The following is a 16,301-nucleotide window of genomic DNA, read 5'->3' on the forward strand; positions in this document are numbered from 1 at the left end:
CAGGCCGCGTGACTCAGCGGACTCCGACGGTGGGAAGGGCGGCGTCCGGAACGCGCGATCCGCGGAATCGCTGCGGCTCGCCTTCGAGCGTGTTGCCCTCGCGCATGAGCAGGAGGTTCACGATCGCGGCCACGATGATGCCGACCCAGATGATCGTCAGCGGCAGAGTGCTGCCGTCGGACACGGCCATCAGCCACGTCGCGAAGAACGGGGCCGGGGCCGCGAAGAACAGTGTCGAGCCGGTGAGGCTGAGCGCGGACGCGGTGTAGCGCTGGCGTGTCGGGAACGCCTCGGCGAACAGTGTGCCGGTGCTGGCGTTGCCGAATTGGGCGAGCATCAGGATGAGCGAGACGACGATGAGGATCGCCCAGAAGTTGCCGGTGTCCGCGACGGGGAAGAACACGAACGCGCCGACGAGGCAGCCGATCCCACCGATGAGGAGGATCCGGATGCGGCCGTAGGAATCGGCGAAGCGTCCACCGAGGGCGATCGCACCGACCGAGAGCAGGTTCGAGACCATGATGATCGTGAACGCCTGGTTGTCGGTCAGACCGACGCGCGTGGTGAGGTAGTTGATGCCGAACACGGAGATGACGTAGAAGGTGACCACGATCGGCGCGTACGCGAGGATCATGCGGAGGATCGTGGCCCACTGGTCGCGCAGCACCGTGAGGGTGCGCGCCTGCGCCTCGGCGCCCGCGACGGCGCCGACCTCGGCTTCGGCGTCGAGCTCTTCGGCGAAGATCGGGCTCTCCTCGACCTTGATGCGGATGTAGATGCCGACCATGACCAGCAGCACGCTGAGCAGGAACGGCAGACGCCACCCCCACGAGTAGAACTGGTCATGCGTGAGCACCGCGGTGAGCAGAGCCAGCACGCCGTTGGCGAGCACCTGGCTGGCGGGGGATCCGAGGGACATCAGCGAGGCGTAGAACGCGCGCCGGTCGCCCGGAGCGTGCTCCATGGTCATCAGCTGCGCGCCGGTCGCCTCGCCACCGAGCGCGAAGCCCTGCAGGCAGCGCATCACGACGAGCAGGAGCGGCGCGACGAAGCCGATGTTCGCGTATCCCGGCAGCAGGCCGATCACGATCGAGGACGCGCCCATCATCAGGAAGGTGGTCAGCAGCACCGTCCGGCGGCCGATCCGGTCGCCGAAGTAGCCGAAGATCACCGCGCCGAGGGGGCGTGCGAAAATGCCGACGCCGAACGTCGCGAACGACAGCAGCGTGGCGACGGCCGGGTCCTGGTCGCTGAAGAAGATGATCGGGAAGACGGTGGCCGACATCGCGCCGTACACGGCGAAATCGAACCACTCCAGGACGGACCCGGCGGCGCCGCTGCCGAGGGCGCGTTTCGCGGCCGGAGTCGCCGGCGTACGCCGGGAGAACGGTCCGGGAGGGATGGTGATCGACATGGGCTCACTCCTTCGTGATGGCCGCGCGCTGCTGTGCGGACAGCTCAAGCTACGGTCGTCACGGGCCGCCGCCGCGGGTTTTTCCGGAGGAGGGAAACGTTCGTCCCCCGGCGCTCAGCCGCGTGCGGTTCCGGTCGCGGCGTCGAACTCGTGCCGCGCCAGCTCGGCGTCCATCTCGCCGCGGGTCTCCCGGATGAGCTCCAGGAAGCGTTCGTCGTCGAACAGAGCCGCGCGGGTGGTCGGGAAGGACACGGTGAAGGCGGCGACCGCGCGGCCGCGCACGTCGTGCAGCGCGCAGCCGACGGCGCAGACGCCCGCCTCGGTGGCTTCCCGGTTCTCCGAGTGGCCGCGCGCCCTGATCTGCTCCAGCTCCCGCAGCAGGGCGGTGAAGCGGGTCGTGTCCAGGTGGTCGCCGGCGATCGCGGCCGCGCGGCTGCGGTACAGCCGTTCCAGTTCGGACCGCTCCAGCTCCGCCAGGATCGCCTTGCCGCCGGACGCCTGATGCGCCTCCAGCACCGCGCCGGTGCGATCCGAGACCCGCAGCAGGTTGGCCGATTCCTCGCTCGCCAGGAACCGCACGTTGCCGCCGACGCGGACCATCAGGTTCACGGTCTCACCGACGCGGCCGGACAGCAGCTCCATGTGCGGCACGAGCAGGTCGCGCAGGGCGCGCGCCCACGGCAACTGCGACGGTGCGGCGCCGAGCGCGGGTCCGGGAGCATAACCGCGGTCGTCGTCCTGAACCGCGAACCCGCGGTAGACCAGCATCGACAGCAACCGGTGCGCCGTTGAAGCCGCCACCCCGAGCTCGCGAGCGGCATCGGACACCCGTAGCCCGCCCGTGTCGCGGAGCAGCTGGATCAGCCGCAGGGCATGATCGACGGACGTCATCACATAGGCGGGCCGGTGAATGGTCGGGCGGGCCATGCTCATTCCCGGATGCCGGAGGAGGGACGGGACGTCGGTGGGTGCACACGCTGAGCCTACGGCGTGGGCACCCCCGTGACGGACCTCAGCAGGGGCCGCCGACCGACGAAAGAACGCCTGGAATCACCGTGCGCCGTCCGCCGCCGCCACGGAGGCCGCGAGCCGGGCCGTGACCCCGGGAACCGCCGCGACGAATTCCGGGGGACCGAGGACGGTGAACGCGGAATCGAATCGCAGGATCCAGGACAGCAGAGCGGACCAGGACCAGGACCCGATGCGAATCCGGCATGACGTGTCGGACACCCGTTCCATCTCGCCGTCGCCGAGCCACGGCGCGACCTCTGCCACCGGCAGGTCCAGGAGGAATTCACCGGAACAGGGCCACCCGTCGCCGGTGTCGGACCCGGTGAACCGTGCCGCGAGGAAGGTGCGCGCGTCGCCGGTCGGAATCGCGCGCGGAGTGAACGGCGCGCCACCGGGGAACTTCATGACCATCCGGTCGAGGCGGAAGATCCGCCAGTCCGCCGCGTCGAGGTCCCAACCGACGACGTACCACCGGCCGGTCCGCGCGACGATCGCATGGGGCTCCACACGCCGGGGTGGGCGATCGCGTGCCTCGCCGTAGTCGAACCGCACCGTGCGCCGGTCACGGGCCGCGACGCTGACCGCTTCGAGGGTGTGCGGATCAACGCGCGGGGACGACCCGACGTCGGTGAATCGCACCGCATCGAGCCGGTGTCGCAGGCGGGAGGGCATCACCTGACGCACGGTGGTCACCGCGCGTGCCGCGGCTTCGTCGAGATCGACGCCGGTGGACGGCATGCTCTGCAGCGCGACGGCGATCGCGAGGGCCTGCTCGTCGTCGAACAGCAGGGGTGGCAACTCGCTCCCCGCCGCCAGCCGATAACCGCCGTCCGGTCCCTTCATCGCCGTGATCGCGTAGCCGAGTCCGCGCAGGCGATCGATGTCCCGGCGCACCGTTCGCGTGGTCACGTGCAGTCGTTCCGCGAGCTCCCCGCCGGACCACTCCCGCCGGGACTGCAGCAACGACAGCAGCGTGAGCATCCGGGAGGACGATCCTGACATGGATCCACCTTCGCAGAAATAGAGGACCGAAACCGTCCTCTTCGGGCGGCATTCTCGTATCTGCGGCCGAAGCCGCAGCCCGGAACGAAGGAGAAGTCATGAGCATCATCACCACCACCCACCTGAACCTCCCCGGTACCGCCCGAGCGGCCCTGGAGTTCTACCGATCCGTCTTCGGCGGGACGGTCACGCTCACCTCCTACGGCGACGTCGGCATGCCGCAGGACGCACCGGGCGCCGACCGGATCGTCTTCGGGCAGGTCGACAACGCGGACGGGTTCCGCGTCATGGCCTACGACGTCCCCGGTCAGGACGCGACGGACGCGGCGGCGACCGCGGGCCACACGCGCCGGGAGAACGGCGCCACCATCACGGACCGGACGTTCTTCCAGTCCCTGCGGGGCACCTCCTTGGACGAGGTGATGCCGATCTGGAACGAGCTCGGTGCGGGAGGGACCATCATCGAACCCCTCGCGGCGTCGCCGTGGAGTCCCGGTTTCGGGATGCTGACGGACCGCTTCGGTGTCACCTGGGTGATCGACGTGCAGGCGCCGGTGACGGCCTGACATCGCCCCCGGCGACGCGCGGAGAACCTCGAGTCGCCGGGGCTTCGTGGGGCCGCACTCGCACGTCTCAACGTCGACGGGGCATCGTCGGTCGCAGGATCAATCCGATCAGGAACCCGTCCGGGCTCTCCACGACGTGTTCGATCTCGCCGAAGGCGTCCAACTCGTCTCGGAGCGACTCGCGCGTGAACCAGTGGACGTACCCGCGACCGTCGGCGAACGTGTCGAGCGGTTCGAGTCCGGGAAAATCGCGTGCGGCCGCACGATGCGCCGGGTCAGCGCTCAGCTCTGCGGCGGCGTCGTCGGGCGACGGCACGACGTGGCTGATCAGAAGGAGCCGTCCGTCCGGATGCAGCGCTCGAGCGATCCGACGAAGGAGCTCTTGGCGCAGATCGCGGCCAGGGATATAGCAGTAGTGCTTCACCGACAGCACCAGATCGAACGAATGATCCGGCGCGGGAAGGTCGACGCCGACCGTCAGCGCGAACGTCGCGGCATCCGCGCCGGCGTGAGCGGCGGACGCCCGCGCCGCTTCGATCAGCGGGGTGCTGACATCGGTGCCGATGACGCGATGCCCGCGCAACGCCAGGGCGATCGAGAGCCGTCCGGCACCGCACCCGAGATCCAGAATCGTCCGGGGTCGGTCGCTGAGGTGAGACAGCAGCTCCGTCTCCAGCGGAGTGAGGCCATCGGCCGACTGGTGCGCGTACAGCGTCACCTGCTCGGGGTCCTCGAACCACTCCCGTGTCCGGCTCAGGAGCGCATCCTCCTCGCTCGATTCCACGGACCCCAGGCTAGCCGGACGGCAGGTCAGCGAGGCCGAACGTCTCCGGGTCGACGGGCCGGATCGCGCGGGGGAGTCCGGCGACGACGAGGCGGTAGGACTCGGTGACCAGCTCGACGACGAGATCGCGCTCCAGGGCACCGGGATTCAGGGTGATCCAGTGCCGCTTGTTCATGTGATACCCGGGCGTGATCTCGGGAAACGTGGCGCGCAGGGCCTCGCTCTCCGTGGGCCGGCATTTCAGCACCACGATTCCGGACCCGTGCCGCACGACGTGGAACATGAACAGCTTGTCCCGGACGGCGAACACGTCCGTCTCGGGCCCGAACGGGTGTCGCAACTCGCTACCGGGCAGCTCCTCGGCGCGAGCGGCGGTCCAGGCGTGCAGATCGCTCATCACAGCCCGGCCACGAGGGCGGCGAACACCGCGGACGCCGGACCGTCGGTCGCGCGCCGGAATCCCGTTCCGGCCCAAAGATGCACACGCTGCGGATCGTTCGCCGCGGCCGCGGCCTGCCGAATCGGACGAGTGAGGTGATGCAGCGCCGGATACGCGAACGGGGCCGAGGCGTCGTACCGATCGATGAAGTCGTTGCGCAGCGCCCGCGCCGGTCGCCCCGTGAACGCGTGCGTCTGCACGGTCTCCGTGAACGACGGATCGGCGAGGGCGGCGCGATGGGTGGCGCTCGTTCCGGCCTCATCCGTACGCAGCAACAGGGTGCCGACCGCCACGGCCTCCGCGCCGATGGCGAGAAGTTCGGCCACGGCGGCGGACCCGTCGACGCCGCCGGCGGCGATCAGCGGCAGGGGCACGGCGGCGCGCACGGAACGCACCACATCACTGGTCCGCGCCGGACGAATTGTGCGGGTGGGCGTGAACGTCCCGCTGTGACCGCCGGCTTCGGGGCCCTGCACGATCAGGCCGTCCACTCCGGCTTCGTGCGCGGCGCGTGCTTCATCCACCGTCGTGACGGTGGCCAGGACCCGCGAACCCGCACGGCGCAGCGCCGCGATCTCGGCGGTACTCGGCAGACCGAACGTGAACGACACCACCGGCACCGGATCCCGACGCAGCAGGTCGATCTTGGCGGCCCAGTGGTCGTCGTCTGTGCGCGGGACGGGGTCCAGAGTCAGCCCGAAGCGCTCGGCCTCCGGACGAAGGCGATCCACGAAGGTCCGGAACGCGGCGTCCTCGGGTGGGGTCGCCGTGGCGGCGAAGACGTTCACCCCGAACGGTGCGCCGTGCGCCCGCGTCAACCGGATGTCGTCGGCGAGCGCGTCCGGGGTCCGATAACCGGCGGGAAGGAAGGGGAACGCGCCGGCGGTGATGGTCGCGCGCACGAGGGCGGGGGAGGTGGGACCACCCGCCATCGGTGCCGCGACGATCGGTGACGGTGAGTCCAGCAACGGTGTCATCCGGTCCCTCCTGGTCGCAGGTTCGCGTCCCCAGGCTAACGCGGCATGCGCGGCCGGTGAAAACGCCGACGGCCCCCGCATCGAGGATGCGGGGGCCGTCAGTTAGGGGGTGTCAGATCACGCGGATGTTCGCGGCCTGCATGCCCTTCTGGCCCTGCTCGGCGTCGAACTCGACGCGCTGGTTCTCCTCGAGCGAGCGGTAGCCGCCGCTCTGGATGGCGGAGAAGTGGGCGAACAGGTCGGCGCCGCCGTCATCCGGGGAGATGAAGCCGAAGCCCTTGTCGGAGTTGAACCATTTGACGGTGCCGGTGGCCATAACGTCATTCCTCTTGTTTCGTGGGCCACGAATGTGGCCGCTGTGTCGGCGAACGCGCCGCCGTCGGTGAGGCGTCACGCGGGGTGCGCGAGCGCCACGTTCAGTGCTTGATGGGTCGTGCTCGGCCAGAAGGCGGCGGGCGTCATCAAGGGAGTCCGCGACGAACAGCGCCGTCGCGAATCGGTCATGGAGAGTGAAACCGTCGTCATCGACGGTCACGTAACCGGCGAATTCGCCGTTCCGAGTGGCCGTGTGGACGTCATGGTCCGCCTGATTCCAGACGAGCTCGACCGACGCCCGCGGGAGGGGTGTGGAGGTGGTGATGTGTTGCCGATCCTGTGGGGCGGTGCGATCCGTGATCGCGAGATCCGCCGGGTGAAATCTCACGGCTGCGGCGTCTGTGCCGACGGCCTTCCGGAGAGGCCGGTCGTGCCAGCCGTTCGCGCATTCGTTCGCGCGATGATCAATGGTACCGCATAAGAAGCGATTTTCCCTGAACAGCGCTCAGAACGGCCTCCGCACATCCACGTCGACCCGGCCGGAGCCGTCGTGCCGATCAGCGCCGCGGAGTCATCGCAGCGGCGCTGATCGCCCGACCCGGGATCATTTCTTCAGGAGGTCGTCCGTCACGCGGGCGCCGGTCTGCACCGGTGTGATCCAGTTGGCGAGATCGAAGCGCTGACGCGTCGCCTCGGCGAGGTACTCCGCCTTCAGTCCGTCATCGATCTCCGGCTCCCGGTGCAGGAGCCAGAGGTTCTTGCGGTCGGGCGAACCGACCAGGGCGGTGGTGTAATCCGGTTCGATCTTCAGGACCCAGTAGTCACCCTCGGTGAAGGGGACCCAGCGCAGGAACTCGGGCAGGAACGACACCCGCAGCTTGCCGGTGACGCCGTCCACCGGGCGCGCGTGCCCGATCGACTGCGTGGGCTTCTTGTCGTCACCAAAGCAACGGTTGTCCACGGTGATGGTGCCGTCATCGGCCGGTGTGTACTCGGCGGTGATGTTCGTCGCCTTCGCGTCCTCCCACTTCATGGGGAGGCGACCGAGCTCGTACCAGAGTCCGCTGTAGCGAGCCAGATCGATGGCATCGACGGCCGTGACGGCGGGGAGATCTTCAGACATGTCTTTTCTTTTCTTATCGACGGGGGGAAGGGTGACGGCGGGTGCCCCGGCTTCCGGGACACCCGCCGTCGGGGCGTGTCAGGCCTTCTTGCGTCCGACGACCAACCCGTAGATCAGCAGCACGATGATCGAGCCGACGATCGCCACGATCCAGGTCTGCAGGCTGAAGAAATTCTCGAGCCCCTTGCCGAACAACAGGCCTCCGAGCCAGCCGCCCAGCAGGGCGCCGACAACACCGAGCAGAAGCGTGACGAACCAGCCGCCGCCCTGTTTGCCGGGGATGATCAGCTTGGCGATGGCGCCGGCGATCAGGCCGAGGAGGAGGAATCCGAAGAAGCCCATAGCGAGTCCGTTCTGTCAAAGGGTCCGGTCAACGGGTGTGGACCGGCGGGCCGGCGGGTCGCCAGCGGCGGCGACCCGCTTGCCGCTCAGTTCTTGATGTCGTTGATGGTGTCCTTGACGCCGTCCTTGACCTTGTCCGCCTTGGCGGTGGCCTGGTCGACGATTCCCTGGGCTTCCATCTTCTCGTTGTTCAGAGCGTCGCCCAGGCCTTCCTTCGCCTTGCCGACGGCTTCCTTCGCGTTGTTCGCGATGTCATCTCCGATACCCATGACGGGCCTCCTTCGGTTGATGGATGTGGTCCCCACGACCACAGTGCCGACGTTAGGGGCTTCTCACAGACCACGGCAAGGGGGGTAGACGCCCTCTGTGTCAAGTGATAGCCGTACGAGCCGTCACGAAATGACGTAGCGCCGTGAGCCGCCCCGCGGGCAGTCGCGTCAGAGCTGGACGGCGTTGTCGACATCCCACGGGATCGTCCATCCGGCGGCGTCGAACAGTCCGTTGAGGATGAGGGCGGTGAAGCCCCAGATGAACAGGTCATCGATCTGCCATCCTGGTCCGCGGAACTCGCCGACCGGGCGCCGCAGCACCGTGGTGAACCGCGTCGCGGGGTCCAGCAGACGTCGGACCGGAACGCGGTGGACGGAGGCCGTCTCGGCCTGGTCCACGGCCACCAGCGTCACATCGCGCGTGCGCCACGCGAGCACCGGCGTGACACGGTTCGCGGACGCGGCCAGGGGGAGATCCTGCAGCGTCGCGGCGATGTCGACGGCGTCGCTGTCCAGGGCGATCTCCTCCCGCGCCTCACGCAGGGCGGTGGCGACGAGGTCCACGTCCTCGGGGTCCCGGCGACCGCCGGGGAACGCGACCTCCCCGGGGTGCGCGCGCAGCGCACTGGCCCGTACCTCCAGGACGACGTCCAGATCGCTCGGCGCCAATCCGCGTGAGGAGCCGACATGCGTGTCGTCGACGGCGCCGAACAGGACCAGGACGGCCGAGACGCGATCGGCGCTCGTGTCCGGGCGGAGGGGGTACCCGTGGGTGTCGAGCCCGCCGGAGGCCGCGGCCACCAGCTCCGCGAACGCGTCCTGCTGCCGTTGTGTCATCACCACCAGCCTAGGGCGGGAATCGGTGACGGCTCCCGGACGCGACCGTGTCCCGCCTCCGGAGGATTCGAGACGAATCTCAACCGGAGACGGGACACGGGTCCCACGAGGGGGAGGGGGACTCAGCCGGCGGCGAGGGCGGGCTCGCGGGTCGCCGCCGGCTGAGTCCCCCTCCGGGCTCGCGGGTCGGCGCCGGGGCGTCGGTGAGGAACCGGTCGTACGCGTGCACGGTCAGGAACAGCGGGAACTCGTCGCCCAGCACCAGCTCGCGCAGGATCCGCTCGGCGTCATCGAAGCGGTCCTCCGGGAAGCGCTCAAGCTCGCGAACGGTCTTCTCGATGACGTACTCCACGCGCTCGCGGACCACCGGCATGCCGTCGTCCGTGACCGCGCCCTGGTGGATCCACTGCCACAGCTGACCGCGGCTGATCTCCGCCGTGGCGGCGTCCTCCATCAGGTTGTCGATGGCCGCCGCACCCACGCCGCGCAGCCAGCTCTCGATGTAGCGCAGGGCCACGGAGACGTTCGCGCGGATGCCGGCGCACGTGACGGTGCCGCCCTCGATGCGCAGATCCAGCAGCTGCTCCGGCTCCACGTGGACGTCCGAGCGCAGGTTGTCGACCTGGTTCGTGCGCCCCTGCAGGACCGCGTCGAACTCGGCGCGGGCGGCGGGGATGAGGTCCGGGTGCGCCACCCAGGTGCCGTCGAAGCCGTCGCCGGCCTCGCGACGCTTGTCCGCGGCGACCTTCTCGAACGCTGCAGCGGTGACCTCCGGGTCACGCCGGTTCGGGATGAACGCGCTCATGCCACCGATGGCGTACGCACCGCGCTTGTGGCACGTGCTGACCAGCAGCTCGGTGTAGGCGCGCATGAACGGCACCGTCATCGTGATCTGCGCGCGGTCCGGCAGCAGGAAGGACCGGCCGCGGTCGTGGAAGTTCTTGATCACGCTGAACAGGTAGTCCCAGCGACCGGCGTTCAGACCCGCGCAATGGTCGCGCAGTTCGTAGAGGATCTCTTCCATCTCGAACGCCGCCGTGATCGTCTCGATCAGCACCGTGGCACGGATCGTGCCGTGCGGGATGTCGATCCAGTTCTCGCTGAACGTGAACACGTCGTCCCACAGGCGAGCACCCTGGTGGCTCTCCAGCTTCGGCAGGTAGAAGTACGGCCCGCGTCCGGTGGCGATGAGCTCCTTCGCGTTGTGGAAGAAGTACAGACCGAAATCCACCAGCGCACCCGAGACCGGCGCGGTGAGCCCGGCGGTGTTCGTGTAGCGGAAGTGCTTCTCCGTGAGGAACCATCCGCGCGGACGGAACACGATCGTCGGCGTCTGCTCGCCGAGGCGGTACTCCTTGCCCTCATCGGAGGTGAAATCGATCTGCCGACGAATCGCGTCGTACAGGTTGATCTGTCCGCCGATGATGTTGGCCCACGTGGGGCTGGTCGCATCCTCGTGGTCGGCCAACCAGACCTGCGCGCCGGAGTTCATCGCGTTGATCGTCATCTTGCGGTCGGTCGGACCGGTGATCTCGACGCGACGGTCCTCCAGGCCGGGGCCCGGGCCCGCGACACGCCACGTCGGTTCCTCGCGGATCGCGGCGGTGGCGGCGGCGAATGTCGGGGTGTAGCCGGCGTTGATCGCCTTCTGGCCCTCGTAGCGCTCGCGGAGCCGGTCCTGTCGGCGGGCGCCGAAGCTGTCGTGCAGGGCGGTGAGGAAGCGCAGGGCCTCCGGGGTCAGGATCTCCTCGAAGCGGGGCTCGATCTCGCCCAGCACCTCGAATCGAGGGTTCGTGTTCTCCGTCATGATGATGCCTTCTCGAAATCTGTGTCGCGGATCAGTGGAACTGCTCGGACTCGGTCGAGCCGACGAGTGCCAGCGTGGCGCTGCTGGGGTTCAGCGCCGTGGCGATGCGGTCGAAGTAGCCGGTACCCACTTCGGCCTGGTGCTTGGTGGCGGTGTAGCCGCGCGATTCGGCCGCGAACTCGGCCTCCTGCAGCTCGACGTACGCCGACATCTGTCGCGCCTGGTATCCCTGCGCCAGCTCGAACATGCTGTAGTTCAGCGAGTGGAAGCCGGCCAGGGTGATGAACTGGAACGCGTAGCCCATGGCGGCGAGCTCACGCTGGAACTTGGCGATGGTCTCGTCGTCGAGGTGACGCTTCCAGTTGAAGCTGGGGGAGCAGTTGTACGCCAGCTTCTGGTTCGGGAACTCAGCGTGGATCGCCTCGGCGAAGCGGCGGGCCAGCTCCAGGTCCGGCTCGCTGGATTCCACCCAGATGAGGTCGGCGTACGGCGCGTAGGCGAGACCGCGGGCGATGACCGGCTCGATGCCGTTGCGGACCTCGTAGAAGCCCTCCGCGGTGCGCTCACCGGTGAGGAACTCGCGGTCGCGCTCGTCCACGTCGCTGGTCAGCAGGGTTGCGGCGAGGGCGTCGGTGCGGGCGATGACCACGGACGGGACGTCGGCCACGTCGGCCGCGAGGCGAGCGGCGTTCAGCGTCCGGACGTGCTGCGAGGTGGGGATCAGGACCTTGCCGCCCATGTGGCCGCATTTCTTCTCGCTGGCCAGCTGGTCTTCCCAGTGCACACCCGCTGCACCGGCGTTGATCATGCCGCTCATCAGCTCGTACGCGTTCAGGGGTCCGCCGAAGCCGGCCTCGGCGTCCGCGACGATCGGCAGCTGCCAGTCGCGGCTCGTGGTGCCGGTCTCGGCGAACTCGATCTGACCGGCGCGCAGGAGCGCGTTGTTGATGCGACGGACGACGGCGGGGACCGAGTTGGCCGGGTACAGGCTCTGGTCCGGGTAGGTCTGGCCGGAGAGGTTGGCGTCGGCGGCGACCTGCCAGCCGGACAGGTAGACGGCCTCGAGGCCGGCGCGAGCCTGCTGGACGGCCTGGTTGCCGGTCAGGGCACCGAGCGCGTAGACCCAGCTGCTCGGGTCCTCGTGGTTGCGCTGAATGAGCTCCCAGAGCTTCTCCGCGCCACGACGGGCGAGCGTCGCCTCCTCGCGGACCGGACCGCGCAGTGCGATGACGTCCTCGGCCGTGTAGTCGCGGCGGACGTCGGCCCAGCGCGGGTCGGTCAGCCACTCCTTGTCGAGCTCGACGGCGGTCTGGGTCTGCGTTCCGGGGCGGGTGGCGTTCTCGGTCATGATTGCTCCTTTGCTGGGCTGAAAGCCGTGCTGTGCGGCTCTCCGTTCGGGGCCTTGAGTCGAGCTTGCGGGGTGTGCCAGACGGTTTTCGGCCAAATCGGAGGAGAAATATTGCGAGATTTCTGAGTTTCGGAACGCTGCGGCGTGGGAGGCTGTCTCCATGACGATGACGAGCGCGCGCGCCGGGGACGATGAAGATGTGCTCGATTCGCTGACCATCGGCCGCCGTGTGCGGCAGCTTCGCCTGGACGCCGGCATGACCGTCGAAGGACTCGGCGAGGCCATCGGCCGCGCCGCGTCGCAGATCTCGGTCATCGAGAACGGCAAGCGCGAGCTGCGCCTGGCGGAGCTGCAGAAGCTCGCCCGTGCGCTCGGCACCTCGCTGGACGCGATGCTGGCGCCGGAGCCGCTGTCGCGGCGACATGAACTCGAGATCGCGCTCGAGCGGGCCCAGCGTGGTCCGCTGTTCCGTTCCCTGGGCCTGGAGGCGCTGCCGATCCGCAAGACGCTCGGCGACCAGGCGATCGAGACGATCCTGCGTCTGCACGGTGAGCTGGAGAAGCTGCACGAGCAGCGCGCGGCGACGCCGGAGGAGGCGCGTCGGGCCAACACCGAACTGCGTGCCGAGCAGCGCAAGCGTGACAACCACTATCCGGAGCTGGAGGAGGCGGCGGCGAAATTGCTGTCCGCGATCGGACACCGCGGGGGACCGCTGTCGCAGCGCGCCACGAGCGAACTGGCCGCGCACCTCGGCTTCACGCTGCACTACGTCGGCGACCTGCCGGTCAGCACGCGAAGCATCACCGATCATCGCAACGGCCGCATCTACCTGCCCGTCCGGCAGACGGGGACGGATCCGCGCTCCGCTCTGCTGCAGGCGCTCGCGGCGCACGTCCTCGGGCAGCCGGAGCCGTCCGACTACGGTGACCTGCTGCGGCAGCGCGTCGAGACGAACTACCTCGCCGGTGCCCTGATGGTGCCGGAGGAGAGCGCGGTGGCGTACCTGTCCGAGTTGAAGGCCGCGCGCGAACTGTCCGTCGAGGACCTCCGGGACCACTTCGCGGTCAGCTACGAGACGGCCGCGCACCGCTTCACGAACCTCGCCACGAAGCATCTGGACATTCCGGTGCACTTCACGAAGGTGCATTCCAGCGGCGTGATCTCGAAGGCGTACGAGAACGACGACGTGCAGTTCCCGACCGATCCGCTCGGGTCCGTCGAGGGCCAGCGGGTGTGCCGCTGGTGGAGTGCCCGCCAGGTGTTCGAGGTCGAGGACCGCCTCAGCGCGTACCACCAGTACACCGACAAGCCGGTCGGGACCTACTGGTGCACGTCCGCGATCGTGAGCGCGTCGAACGGCGATTTCTCGGTCAGCGTCGGCACGCGCTTCAACGATGCGAAGTGGTTCCGCGGTCGCGACACCTCACGCCGACTCACCTCGACGTGTCCCGACCCGGCCTGCTGCCGCGAGCCCGCCGAGGACACCGCCGCGTACTGGCAGGGCCGGGCGTGGCCGAGCGCCCGCCTCAATTCGTCGCTGCTCGCGGCGATGCCGGACGGCTCCACCACCGGCGTGGACAAGGTCGACGTCTACGAATTCCTCGACCGCCACTCGGCCACGACCCTCTGACCCCCGCGGCACCCACACTGACGGGCATACGGTGGCGGATCTCCACCCGGTCTCCACCCGGAGGTGGTGCTCCGGCGGGCGCTGCGTGGCGAGTCTGGACTCATGAACACCACGCTCGAAGTCACCGTCAACATCATCCTCGTCGTCGGCCTCATCGGCTGGTTCGGCTACCGGCAGTCCACCTGGCGTCCCGTCGATCTCGGCCGCATGTGGCGGGCGCCACTGATCATGGGGGCGCTCGGACTGCTCATCGTCGCCCGGACGCTGACGTCGTTCAGCGGGGTCGATGTGGCCGCTTTCGTCCTCGAGATCGTTCTGGGGGTCGGTGCCGGCGCCTGGATGGGCTACCTCGCGCACTTCCGGCCGCTCGCCACGCCGGTACCGGTCGGGCGATCGGGCGCGGTCGCGACGCTGGAGACTCGCACCGGCTGGCTCGGCCTGGGCATCTGGTGCGCACTGATCGTGGTTCGCATCGTGATCGACATCGTTGCGGCGAACCTCGGTGGTGCGGCCCTCAGCTCGGGCGGGTTCATCCTCATCATGCTCGCGGTCAACCGGGCGACGCGGACCGCGGTGATCCGGAGCCGCCTGCCGCGCGCCGCCGCGCAGAGTCGCATGATGGTCTCGTGACCGAACGCAACCGCTGGCTCAGCCTGTCGATCGCCGCTCTCGCGGCGATCGGCATCGGTGGCACCCTCATCGTGCTGGACGGTGTGACCTGGGTCTCGATCGTCGCCGTTCTCGGGATCGTCGGCTGGATCGCGGCGACGCTGCTCTGGGAGCCGCGGTGGCGTGTGCCGTTCATCGTCGCGGCCGCGGTCGCGGTGGTCGCCGGGTGTCTGACCGCGACGGCGACGGGCGGACTCTCGCTGGTTCCGGTCGTCGTCGGAATCCTGTTGCTGTTCGGACGCGGCGACGTGCGGATGAGTATCGGCGTAGGGGTCACGCTCGCGGGAGTCGCGGCCCTCGCGATCGGCGGCCTCGTCGCGCCGATGCCCGGGTGGGGGCTGGTGGTCATCGCGGGATGGCTGCTCGTCGGAGTCCTGGCTGGAATCAACCGGCGGGCCATGCGTTCCGCGCAGGCCGACGCCGCGGACCGGCGCGAGCAGGAGTCCCGCCTCCGGGAGGAACAGCGCCGGGTGGCGCTCGCGCGGGATCTGCATGACGTGCTGGCTCACTCTCTGGGCGGACTCACCGTCCAACTGGACGCCGTGGACGCGCTGCTCGAGGCCGGCCACATCGATCAGGCGCGGGAACGCGTTCGGAAAGCGCGGGTCCTGGCCGGCCAGGGTCTTGCGGACGCTCGCGGAGCCGTCGCCGCTTTGCGTGCTCCCGCGCCGTCGTCTGACGAGCCCACGGACCCGATGCCCGGCATCGATGATCTCATCGCGGCGCACCGGTCGCTCGGCGAGAGGGTCGACCTGACGGTCACGGGCTCCGCGCGCCCGGTGCCGGCAGCGGTCGCATCCGCGCTCCTGCGTGCGGTCCAGGAGTCACTGAGCAACGCGCGGCGCCACGCGCCGGGGGCGCACACCGGCGTTTCGCTCCACTGGGGCGCGGACGAGATCGGTCTGCGCGTCGCCAATGACCTCACATCCGAGCACGCGGCGCCCGGTGGTGGCTACGGTCTTCGCGGCATGCGGGAACGGTTCGCCGCGCTTCCCTTCGGCGGGGACGTCGATGCGCGGGAGGTGGACGGCTTCTTCGTCGTCACCGCTCGCGCCGGGCTCGAGGCCAACGGGCCGGGGAGGGCGAGCGCATGAGCGACGCGCGGATCCGGGTTCTCATCGCGGACGACCAGGACCTGGTCCGAGACGGGCTCGCGACGATCGTGTCGCTCCTGCCGGACGTCGTCGTGGTCGGTCTCGCGTCCGACGGCGACGAGGCGGTGGCGCTCGCCGTGGCCGAACGGCCGGACGTCGTGCTCATGGACCTCCGCATGCCGAACGTCGATGGCATCGAGGCGACACGGCGCATCGCGGCGGACGTGCCGGAGGCGGCGGTCCTCGTGCTCACGACCTACGCGGACGACGACTCGATCCTCGGCGCGCTGCGGGCGGGAGCGCGCGGGTACCTCACGAAGGACGCCGGACGTGAGCAGATCGCGATGGCGATCCGGTCCGTCGCCGGCGGGCAGACGACGTTCGCGGCCGAGGTCGCGGCGCGCGTTGTGAGCGCGGCAGCGGGAGCGGCGGCGGCCCCGGTCGACGAACTGGCGGCACGATTCCCGGACCTGACCCCGCGCGAGAGGGAGGTGCTCTCCCTGATCTCCGACGGGCTCAACAACGCCGAGATCGCGGCACGCCTCTATGTCGGCGTCTCGACCGTGAAGACACACATCAACGCCCTCTTCGCGAAGCTCGGCGTCCGCGACCGCGCCCAGGCGATCGCCCGCGTCCGCTCCTGACCCGCGCGGTCGTCCTCGGGTCCTGGCCGT

Annotated in this window: 19 protein-coding genes; 6 read left to right on the top strand and 13 right to left on the bottom strand. The window is 69.3% G+C overall.

The genetic code is table 11. The annotated features are described in order from the left end of the window. Nucleotides 1-13: 13 nt before the first annotated feature. The 3 genes from BN1193_RS03270 to BN1193_RS03280 all read right to left on the bottom strand — a co-directional run bounded on the left by BN1193_RS03270 (nt 14) and on the right by BN1193_RS03280 (nt 3,427). On the bottom strand, nt 14-1,414 hold the full coding sequence (locus BN1193_RS03270; RefSeq protein ID WP_052460387.1) for an MFS transporter: 1,401 nt from the start codon (nt 1,412-1,414) through the stop codon (nt 14-16). A 114-nt stretch (nt 1,415-1,528) separates the two neighbouring features. Then, complete coding sequence (locus BN1193_RS03275; protein ID WP_040164073.1) at nt 1,529-2,341, bottom strand: IclR family transcriptional regulator; 813 nt, start codon at nt 2,339-2,341, stop codon at nt 1,529-1,531. A 123-nt stretch (nt 2,342-2,464) separates the two neighbouring features. Beyond that, nucleotides 2,465-3,427, bottom strand: a complete 963-nt coding sequence (locus BN1193_RS03280; RefSeq protein WP_040164074.1) for a helix-turn-helix transcriptional regulator — start codon at nt 3,425-3,427, stop codon at nt 2,465-2,467. A gap of 98 nt (nt 3,428-3,525) precedes the next feature. Here BN1193_RS03280 and BN1193_RS03285 point away from each other — a divergent pair, with 98 nt between their 5' ends. After that, complete coding sequence (locus tag BN1193_RS03285) at nt 3,526-3,993, top strand: VOC family protein (RefSeq protein WP_040164075.1); 468 nt, start codon at nt 3,526-3,528, stop codon at nt 3,991-3,993. A 67-nt stretch (nt 3,994-4,060) separates the two neighbouring features. On the opposite strand, the gene BN1193_RS03290 is transcribed toward BN1193_RS03285, so the two are convergent. The 4 genes from BN1193_RS03290 to BN1193_RS03305 form a co-directional block, all read right to left on the bottom strand. Beyond that, nucleotides 4,061-4,777 (bottom strand): class I SAM-dependent methyltransferase, encoded by a 717-nt coding sequence (locus BN1193_RS03290; protein WP_052460388.1) that lies wholly within the window; start codon nt 4,775-4,777, stop codon nt 4,061-4,063. A gap of 10 nt (nt 4,778-4,787) precedes the next feature. Further along, nucleotides 4,788-5,174: an MmcQ/YjbR family DNA-binding protein gene (locus BN1193_RS03295; protein ID WP_040164076.1), complete on the bottom strand. Its 387-nt coding sequence runs from the start codon at nt 5,172-5,174 to the stop codon at nt 4,788-4,790. Next, nucleotides 5,174-6,193 (bottom strand): NAD(P)H-dependent flavin oxidoreductase, encoded by a 1,020-nt coding sequence (locus BN1193_RS03300; RefSeq protein WP_040164078.1) that lies wholly within the window; start codon nt 6,191-6,193, stop codon nt 5,174-5,176. Before BN1193_RS03300 ends, BN1193_RS03295 begins: the two co-directional genes overlap by 1 nt. A 112-nt stretch (nt 6,194-6,305) precedes the next feature. Continuing rightward, nucleotides 6,306-6,509 carry a cold-shock protein gene (locus BN1193_RS03305; protein WP_040164080.1) on the bottom strand — a complete coding sequence of 68 codons (204 nt, stop codon included), beginning with the start codon at nt 6,507-6,509 and terminating at the stop codon, nt 6,306-6,308. Nucleotides 6,510-6,626: 117 nt separating this feature from the next. Here BN1193_RS03305 and BN1193_RS03310 point away from each other — a divergent pair, with 117 nt between their 5' ends. Continuing rightward, the gene (locus BN1193_RS03310) at nt 6,627-6,989 is read left to right on the top strand and encodes a hypothetical protein (protein ID WP_040164082.1); all 363 of its coding nucleotides are present in this window, start codon (nt 6,627-6,629) and stop codon (nt 6,987-6,989) included. A gap of 123 nt (nt 6,990-7,112) precedes the next feature. On the opposite strand, the gene BN1193_RS03315 is transcribed toward BN1193_RS03310, so the two are convergent. The 6 genes from BN1193_RS03315 to aceA all read right to left on the bottom strand — a co-directional run bounded on the left by BN1193_RS03315 (nt 7,113) and on the right by aceA (nt 12,234). Beyond that, the gene (locus BN1193_RS03315; RefSeq protein ID WP_040164083.1) at nt 7,113-7,631 is read right to left on the bottom strand and encodes a lipocalin family protein; all 519 of its coding nucleotides are present in this window, start codon (nt 7,629-7,631) and stop codon (nt 7,113-7,115) included. 78 nt (nt 7,632-7,709) lie between these two features. After that, complete coding sequence (locus tag BN1193_RS03320; RefSeq protein ID WP_040164084.1) at nt 7,710-7,973, bottom strand: GlsB/YeaQ/YmgE family stress response membrane protein; 264 nt, start codon at nt 7,971-7,973, stop codon at nt 7,710-7,712. Between the two features lie 86 nt (nt 7,974-8,059). Next, nucleotides 8,060-8,242 carry a CsbD family protein gene (locus BN1193_RS03325; RefSeq protein ID WP_040164086.1) on the bottom strand — a complete coding sequence of 61 codons (183 nt, stop codon included), beginning with the start codon at nt 8,240-8,242 and terminating at the stop codon, nt 8,060-8,062. 168 nt (nt 8,243-8,410) lie between these two features. Continuing rightward, a complete protein-coding gene (locus BN1193_RS03330) occupies nt 8,411-9,079 on the bottom strand; it encodes an NUDIX hydrolase (protein ID WP_040164594.1) in 669 nt (222 codons plus the stop codon). Between the two features lie 79 nt (nt 9,080-9,158). Next, the gene (aceB, locus tag BN1193_RS03335; RefSeq protein ID WP_094770252.1) at nt 9,159-10,886 is read right to left on the bottom strand and encodes a malate synthase A; all 1,728 of its coding nucleotides are present in this window, start codon (nt 10,884-10,886) and stop codon (nt 9,159-9,161) included. A gap of 31 nt (nt 10,887-10,917) precedes the next feature. Further along, nucleotides 10,918-12,234, bottom strand: coding sequence for an isocitrate lyase (gene aceA / locus BN1193_RS03340; RefSeq protein ID WP_040164088.1), 1,317 nt, complete (start codon nt 12,232-12,234; stop codon nt 10,918-10,920). 160 nt (nt 12,235-12,394) lie between these two features. Between aceA and BN1193_RS03345 the strand changes: the two genes are divergently transcribed. The 4 genes from BN1193_RS03345 to BN1193_RS03360 all read left to right on the top strand — a co-directional run bounded on the left by BN1193_RS03345 (nt 12,395) and on the right by BN1193_RS03360 (nt 16,271). Next, nucleotides 12,395-13,864, top strand: a complete 1,470-nt coding sequence (locus tag BN1193_RS03345) for a helix-turn-helix transcriptional regulator (protein WP_040164090.1) — start codon at nt 12,395-12,397, stop codon at nt 13,862-13,864. Nucleotides 13,865-13,966: 102 nt separating this feature from the next. Continuing rightward, nucleotides 13,967-14,494 carry a hypothetical protein gene (locus tag BN1193_RS03350; protein ID WP_040164092.1) on the top strand — a complete coding sequence of 176 codons (528 nt, stop codon included), beginning with the start codon at nt 13,967-13,969 and terminating at the stop codon, nt 14,492-14,494. Then, complete coding sequence (locus BN1193_RS03355) at nt 14,491-15,627, top strand: sensor histidine kinase (RefSeq protein WP_040164093.1); 1,137 nt, start codon at nt 14,491-14,493, stop codon at nt 15,625-15,627. Before BN1193_RS03350 ends, BN1193_RS03355 begins: the two co-directional genes overlap by 4 nt. Then, entirely contained in the window at nt 15,624-16,271 is a 648-nt protein-coding gene (locus BN1193_RS03360) for a response regulator transcription factor (protein WP_040164094.1), read from the top strand. The genes BN1193_RS03355 and BN1193_RS03360 overlap by 4 nt, the downstream gene beginning before the upstream one ends. Nucleotides 16,272-16,301: the final 30 nt, after the last annotated feature.

This window comes from Microbacterium gorillae, assembly GCF_000826185.2.
Lineage (GTDB): Bacteria > Actinomycetota > Actinomycetes > Actinomycetales > Microbacteriaceae > Microbacterium > Microbacterium gorillae.

What these genes read in the sequence shown, in the direction of transcription:
- BN1193_RS03270 (WP_052460387.1), bottom strand. Translation starts at nt 1,414, where the DNA reads ATGTCGATCACCATCCCTCCCGGACCGTTCTCCCGGCGTACGCCGGCG.
- BN1193_RS03275 (WP_040164073.1), bottom strand. Translation starts at nt 2,341, where the DNA reads ATGGCCCGCCCGACCATTCACCGGCCCGCCTATGTGATGACGTCCGTC.
- BN1193_RS03280 (WP_040164074.1), bottom strand. Translation starts at nt 3,427, where the DNA reads ATGTCAGGATCGTCCTCCCGGATGCTCACGCTGCTGTCGTTGCTGCAG.
- BN1193_RS03285 (WP_040164075.1), top strand. Translation starts at nt 3,526, where the DNA reads ATGAGCATCATCACCACCACCCACCTGAACCTCCCCGGTACCGCCCGA.
- BN1193_RS03295 (WP_040164076.1), bottom strand. Translation starts at nt 5,174, where the DNA reads ATGAGCGATCTGCACGCCTGGACCGCCGCTCGCGCCGAGGAGCTGCCC.
- BN1193_RS03300 (WP_040164078.1), bottom strand. Translation starts at nt 6,193, where the DNA reads ATGACACCGTTGCTGGACTCACCGTCACCGATCGTCGCGGCACCGATG.
- BN1193_RS03305 (WP_040164080.1), bottom strand. Translation starts at nt 6,509, where the DNA reads ATGGCCACCGGCACCGTCAAATGGTTCAACTCCGACAAGGGCTTCGGC.
- BN1193_RS03315 (WP_040164083.1), bottom strand. Translation starts at nt 7,631, where the DNA reads ATGTCTGAAGATCTCCCCGCCGTCACGGCCGTCGATGCCATCGATCTG.
- BN1193_RS03320 (WP_040164084.1), bottom strand. Translation starts at nt 7,973, where the DNA reads ATGGGCTTCTTCGGATTCCTCCTCCTCGGCCTGATCGCCGGCGCCATC.
- BN1193_RS03325 (WP_040164086.1), bottom strand. Translation starts at nt 8,242, where the DNA reads ATGGGTATCGGAGATGACATCGCGAACAACGCGAAGGAAGCCGTCGGC.
- BN1193_RS03330 (WP_040164594.1), bottom strand. Translation starts at nt 9,079, where the DNA reads ATGACACAACGGCAGCAGGACGCGTTCGCGGAGCTGGTGGCCGCGGCC.
- aceB (WP_094770252.1), bottom strand. Translation starts at nt 10,886, where the DNA reads ATGACGGAGAACACGAACCCTCGATTCGAGGTGCTGGGCGAGATCGAG.
- aceA (WP_040164088.1), bottom strand. Translation starts at nt 12,234, where the DNA reads ATGACCGAGAACGCCACCCGCCCCGGAACGCAGACCCAGACCGCCGTC.
- BN1193_RS03345 (WP_040164090.1), top strand. Translation starts at nt 12,395, where the DNA reads ATGACGATGACGAGCGCGCGCGCCGGGGACGATGAAGATGTGCTCGAT.
- BN1193_RS03350 (WP_040164092.1), top strand. Translation starts at nt 13,967, where the DNA reads ATGAACACCACGCTCGAAGTCACCGTCAACATCATCCTCGTCGTCGGC.
- BN1193_RS03360 (WP_040164094.1), top strand. Translation starts at nt 15,624, where the DNA reads ATGAGCGACGCGCGGATCCGGGTTCTCATCGCGGACGACCAGGACCTG.